The sequence below is a fragment of the Acinetobacter higginsii genome (genome assembly GCF_000369845.1).
GTDB classification, from domain to species: Bacteria; Pseudomonadota; Gammaproteobacteria; order Pseudomonadales; family Moraxellaceae; genus Acinetobacter; species Acinetobacter higginsii.
This window is the reverse complement of sequence record NZ_KB850214.1, coordinates 1-5,119: the sequence shown is the minus strand read 5'-3', so window position 1 is coordinate 5,119 and position 5,119 is coordinate 1. Positions and strand designations below refer to the sequence as shown.

At 39.9% G+C, this 5,119-nt stretch carries 7 protein-coding genes; all 7 read right to left on the bottom strand.

The window, feature by feature from the left end:
- A partial coding sequence (locus tag F885_RS12325; protein ID WP_005315422.1) for a zonular occludens toxin domain-containing protein occupies positions 1-695 on the bottom strand: 695 nt, incomplete at its 3' end.
- A 73-nt stretch (positions 696-768) separates the two neighbouring features.
- Positions 769-1,047, bottom strand: coding sequence for a DUF2523 domain-containing protein (locus tag F885_RS12330; protein WP_005315419.1), 279 nt, complete (start codon positions 1,045-1,047; stop codon positions 769-771).
- Entirely contained in the window at positions 1,047-2,600 is a 1,554-nt protein-coding gene (locus tag F885_RS12335) for a virulence factor TspB C-terminal domain-related protein (RefSeq protein ID WP_005315417.1), read from the bottom strand. Before F885_RS12335 ends, F885_RS12330 begins: the two co-directional genes overlap by 1 nt.
- 124 nt (positions 2,601-2,724) lie before the next feature.
- Complete coding sequence (locus F885_RS12340; protein WP_005315414.1) at positions 2,725-2,976, bottom strand: major capsid protein; 252 nt, start codon at positions 2,974-2,976, stop codon at positions 2,725-2,727.
- Positions 2,969-3,169, bottom strand: coding sequence for a hypothetical protein (locus F885_RS12345; protein ID WP_005315411.1), 201 nt, complete (start codon positions 3,167-3,169; stop codon positions 2,969-2,971). The genes F885_RS12340 and F885_RS12345 overlap by 8 nt, the downstream gene beginning before the upstream one ends.
- Positions 3,170-3,549: 380 nt before the next feature.
- On the bottom strand, positions 3,550-3,840 hold the full coding sequence (locus tag F885_RS12350; protein WP_005315408.1) for a hypothetical protein: 291 nt from the start codon (positions 3,838-3,840) through the stop codon (positions 3,550-3,552).
- A partial coding sequence (locus tag F885_RS12355; protein WP_005315402.1) for a replication initiation factor domain-containing protein occupies positions 3,830-5,119 on the bottom strand: 1,290 nt, incomplete at its 5' end. The genes F885_RS12350 and F885_RS12355, both read right to left, overlap by 11 nt.

Sequence of the window (5,119 nt, the reverse complement as noted above, 5' to 3'; positions counted from 1 at the left end):
ACAGTTTGATTATCTGTCTTACCAGTTGTTTTATCTAAATTATCTTTGATTTTATGTGCAGATAAAAATGGATTGTCAGAGCCAAAAACAACATAAAGAATAATAAGAACAACACCTAATATAAATCCACCCAATTTGAAGAAAATAGGCGGTACACGCAATTTATGCGTATCTAACGTTGTTGATTTGTATTGATCAAAGATTTTAGAGTCAGGTTTAAATTTTTCATGCGATTCTGCTTTATTTTTTGCACCTGTAGAATCAGGCATCGTTACCGCATAACGCCAAAGATAGACATCAGCAAAGCCACGACCATAGGCACGATGAAGATGATAATGCGAGCCTACAAGACTTAATACATGATTATGAATAAAGCTCGGTGACTGGGTAACAAGAATAATGTCATGCCCAGAGTGTCGGTGAACTTCAAACTGCTTTACACGCTCATCACTCGAGAGTTTTTCACGTCCCTTGTATTGCAAGAAATCAAACTGCTGTGCTTCATCATAAATCACCACAGAACCGTCAGGAGTATCCCTCCAATCAGCACCAGCAGGCAATTGCTGAACACCGTCATAATCAAACTGATCAATGTTGGTATATACAGGACGACCTTCCTTTAAATACTCAATGGCCATTGAAGCTGTTTTAGCTGTTTTAAAAGAACCAGGCTTACCAGTAATTAAAATTAGCATCTTATTTTCCTTTAGCAAGCGCGCCCAGCGCTACGCGTAACGAGGTGTCACACGGTGCGCCTAGCGCGCTCGCTCACGTAAGTTTTTTGAATGACATTTCACTAGCAACAATAGTTGCTCGGGTAATAAGCGCCCCAATGACAATTGAAATTGCTTGATCAAGCCCAGAAATTGCCAAAAGACCTAAATATGTGTGATCAATAGAATTAGATGCATTAATTGCTTTGTTTATGAATGAAGTGAGAATGGTCTGAATAACTACAGTGGAGACAATCGCAACACCAGCGCCAAGCAACACTTTTTTAGCAAAGTTGCTTAGCAGCCAAGCACCAAACATAAATAAATACTGCATTACTTCATCCCTAAAATAATATAAGCAGCTGCTATATACGCACAGGCAATAATTGCCCAACGTATGCGTGACAGAAGCTCACAGAGCGGAGACCAAGATAAAACAAGCGTTGAGGACTGACCCATCAAATTAATAGGTATCTGTGCATCAGGTGGGCATTGAGAAGACCATACAATATAATTTTCTAAAGGTTCAGGAACTGAAATTGAACCTATATCAAGTTTTGTATCACCTTGAGGAGCATCTTTTTCCGTACATTCTCGATATTTAGGTGAATTTTTATCATTAGGGTTGTAACTTTCATTTCTACATTTATTTAAGGCATCAATAGAATCCTTGATACCATCTAATTTTTTATTTGACTCCCCTACAGCATCACTGGCAGCTTGTGTTGCATCTTCAATCTTGTCTAAATGCTCGTTAGATGTATCAAGTTTTTGATTAGTTTGTTTTTGTCCATTTATTAACAGATCTATCTTACCTGATATGCCAGAAATCGCATTTAATAATGCAGTTTTGAGCGAGATAATTGCATCAATAATGCCCTTAGAGTCACCACCAGTTGAACCGTTACCATCACCGCCATCAGTTGGTTCTGAACCACCTGAGCCATTATCACCACCTCCGCCATAGTCTGGATTGTTTGGATCATTAGGATTGGGTTTTTCAGGATCAGGATTATCTTTAACGCAGATTTTTGAACCGTTGAAAGTAGTCTCAGAATATCCCGATGGGCATTTAGTATTATCTGGTGGTTGTGGGCAGTAAGTACCACCATTCATGCAGTTATTTGGATCTTCTGGCTTATCTGGATCAGGTGGATTTTTTGGCGTATTAGGTCCCGATCTAACACACAGTTGTTCGCCATTGAATGAACCGGGTACATAGCCAGAGCCACAACCCTCGGGCGGTCTTTTACAGTAGTCGGCACCGTTACACGTATTGTTAGGGGGTGGAACTTGATCGTCAGGACAAGTAATTGAACCATCTTTTAAACGCGTACAATTGTCATTTGGTGGTTTAAAACATTCACCGTAAGGGTCAGTTGTATCACACTTTTTTGGCGGGTCATTAGCAAGACGTTTAGTGCAATCAACTGAATCACCCGTATACTGCATCGGAGTCATATCATATTTGTCGTTAACACCTACTACAAGACCACCACCTTCAACTGTACAACCATCTTTACAGTCGCGAATTGGAACAGCAGTACCAGTCGGATAGTAATAAGGGAGAGGCCAACCCTTTGCAGGACACTTTATTTCTTTACGTATTGAATTATTAGAGGTTTGATTAAAGTTAACCCCATTTAGACCCCACTTGTATGAACAAACGGTCTCTGTTGAAGATGTGTATTGGGCGGCTTGGGGTGATTTCTGAGCTTTAAAATATGCATTGTAATTATCGACAAAAGCTTGACACGCAGCAGCAGCAGAACTGCCAGTACCAACAGGAATACCCGAATTTTGACCCGTGGAATACACAGTAGCAGCAAATGCATTTACAGATATGATCGATAAAAAAGTAAGAACTAAATATTTAAAAAATCTCATTTCACTAACACCGTAATAGCAATAATCATAACAATAGGTATCAACCAATAAGCGATAGATGCTTGTTCCATTACGTCCCCCAGTGAAAGAAGAAAGGGGGAAAATCCCCCTTAACTTTGTAAAATTAAGTAGCTCGACGAAGCTGTTTCCAGATCGAGATACCAGCACTAAAACCAAGCCAAGCAACACCAATGGTCGCAGCAGCTACTACAGCCAAACCAATCATTGTGATAATTTCTGAAACATCAAATGTGGTAGCAGCATTAGCAGAAGCTCCAGTTAAAGTAAGTGCAAGTACAACAGCACCACGATTTAAAAGAGTTTGAAAGCGATCAGGTGCGCCATTTTTTTGTACAAGTTGTAATTGTTTAGCCATTGGATTTATCCCCTATGTGACTAAGTTTATTAAATATGGCTGCAACAATAATAAGAACGCATGAAGCGATACCAATGTCAGCAGCCTGTTGCGGTGTAATGGCTAAGTAGTCATTAAAAGTGACCTGCTCAACCCACAGGACACATGTTTTTACACCACCAGATTCTTGAAGTTGCGCACAAACATATGCCATGTCTTAAAATTCCTAATCTTTATTGCGATGAACAATAAAACCGAGTGTTAAACCAATTACAGGACAAAGTAATAGTCCAAGAAAAAATATATTTGGATTAAACACTTAGCACCTCATTATTTTGGTTTTCCGAAGATTTCAGGGTGCATAATGTTGCTTGCACCATCTTCATCTAAAACATCTATGTTCATTGTGTACGACCCATATAAGTTGTTTTATGTCGTTTATCTTGTCGTGTTGATCAGTAGTCAAAGTCTGCAAATGCTGCAAATATTCCTCTAAATACTGATCAATTCGCTCAAGTCTGCTCTTATCTAAAACCCCAATATTTCTGTTATAAACTACTGTGCCGTAGCCATAAGCAGACCTACGCCATGTCATTAAGCTGGCTGTTTGACTGGTGTAAGCTCTTTAAGGATGGTTACAGTTGTTTTACCGTTTGATACTTGTTCAAGCGTACAATCAGCCATAAACGGGAACTTTTGGTTTTTGATCTTTTCAAAATTGGCAGATGTACCCCATTTATAGTCAGCACCAACTTGACCAGCGAAATTCTCGCCTTCTTGTAGCTGTGCTTGGTAAAAAACAGTGGTGGAATCGAACGGACGGCCGTTGTATTCACCCTTACTAGACTTGGCACCAAGAACAACGAGCTGTGTTTTAAATAGCATGGATAAATTCCTTATATGAAGATTGATTGAGTAGCGGAACACCTACAAATAGCGGTAATTCCTCGGATTGTTTTTGAACTGGTTTATTCAAGTGAATCGATTGAAGTACAGCAACAGACGAAAATTTAAGACGTTTTGGCACTTCATCTTTGTCGGAGGACAAAACATTAATTAATTCAACAGGATCATAGAATTTGGCAAATTGACGAATATATTTACCAAACTGAACTTTGGTAATTTCTACAGCCTTATTCCAGCTAATTTCTGATTGTTTTTTAATAACTTCCGTTTTTTCAGGCGTGATAAATTCATCACCTAACTGACGAGCCAGCCATTCAAAACAAGGATAAGCCCCAAGAAAATAACGGGAAGGACGAAGAAGAACATCAAACGGGATATAGCGGTCGCTAGACTTGAATTCGACCTCAGCACGCGTCCAGAGTGAAAGTGGATTACCCTCTTTTTTGCCTTTTTCATAGATACGACAATACTTTCCACTGGTTCGGTTCCCGATTGAAAGGGTGCGCCCCTTCCCTGTTACACGCTTCCAAGAGCCAAAATGCTGAACCTCTGGAGCACGACCACCACACCAAAAACCATCAATATTGTCCCATTGATTCGCAACATCAACATTCAGGAACTGGCCGTCAAAATCATCGTGAGCAAGGTCAACACGGGTAATCTTTGGGCGACGAGCAAAAGTATTTAGCCATTCATGGAGACGTTTTTCCCAACCTTTACGAGCATTTGCGCACCCAGTACCATTAATTTGAATCGTAATTCTTTTAGAAACAGTGCCAAATAACACAAGGCCAAAGTCATTTTGAAGGACATAGCCGTATTTATGGCGATGCATGCCCTTTTCACGCTTAAGACCCAAGCCGAAACCAAATATTTCATATAGATGCTGGTCTAAGAACGTTTCTATAGCATATGTAAGGATGCTTTCAGCTTCATCAGGATTAATCGAAAAGTATTCATCCCCAAGGGTTTCTTGGCCAATACCGATAGAGACCCAGTCAATAGAGGCGAAGCCTTCACGATCACAAGGAACTGAATGAAGAATTGGAACGTTGCCACGTTCAGTTGCAATGATTTTTGTATTGTCCAATTTACGTGGGAACGTATATTGATCTGTTTGAAGTCGAATATCGGCAACTGTGCTTGTGTCAGTGGTGTCATCCACTACCGTAACCCCCATATTATAAATGGGGGTTGCTCGAGCTGAATTTGTGAGGCTTTCCTTTGTGTTTTCTTTGTTTTTGATTGTTTTTTGAAC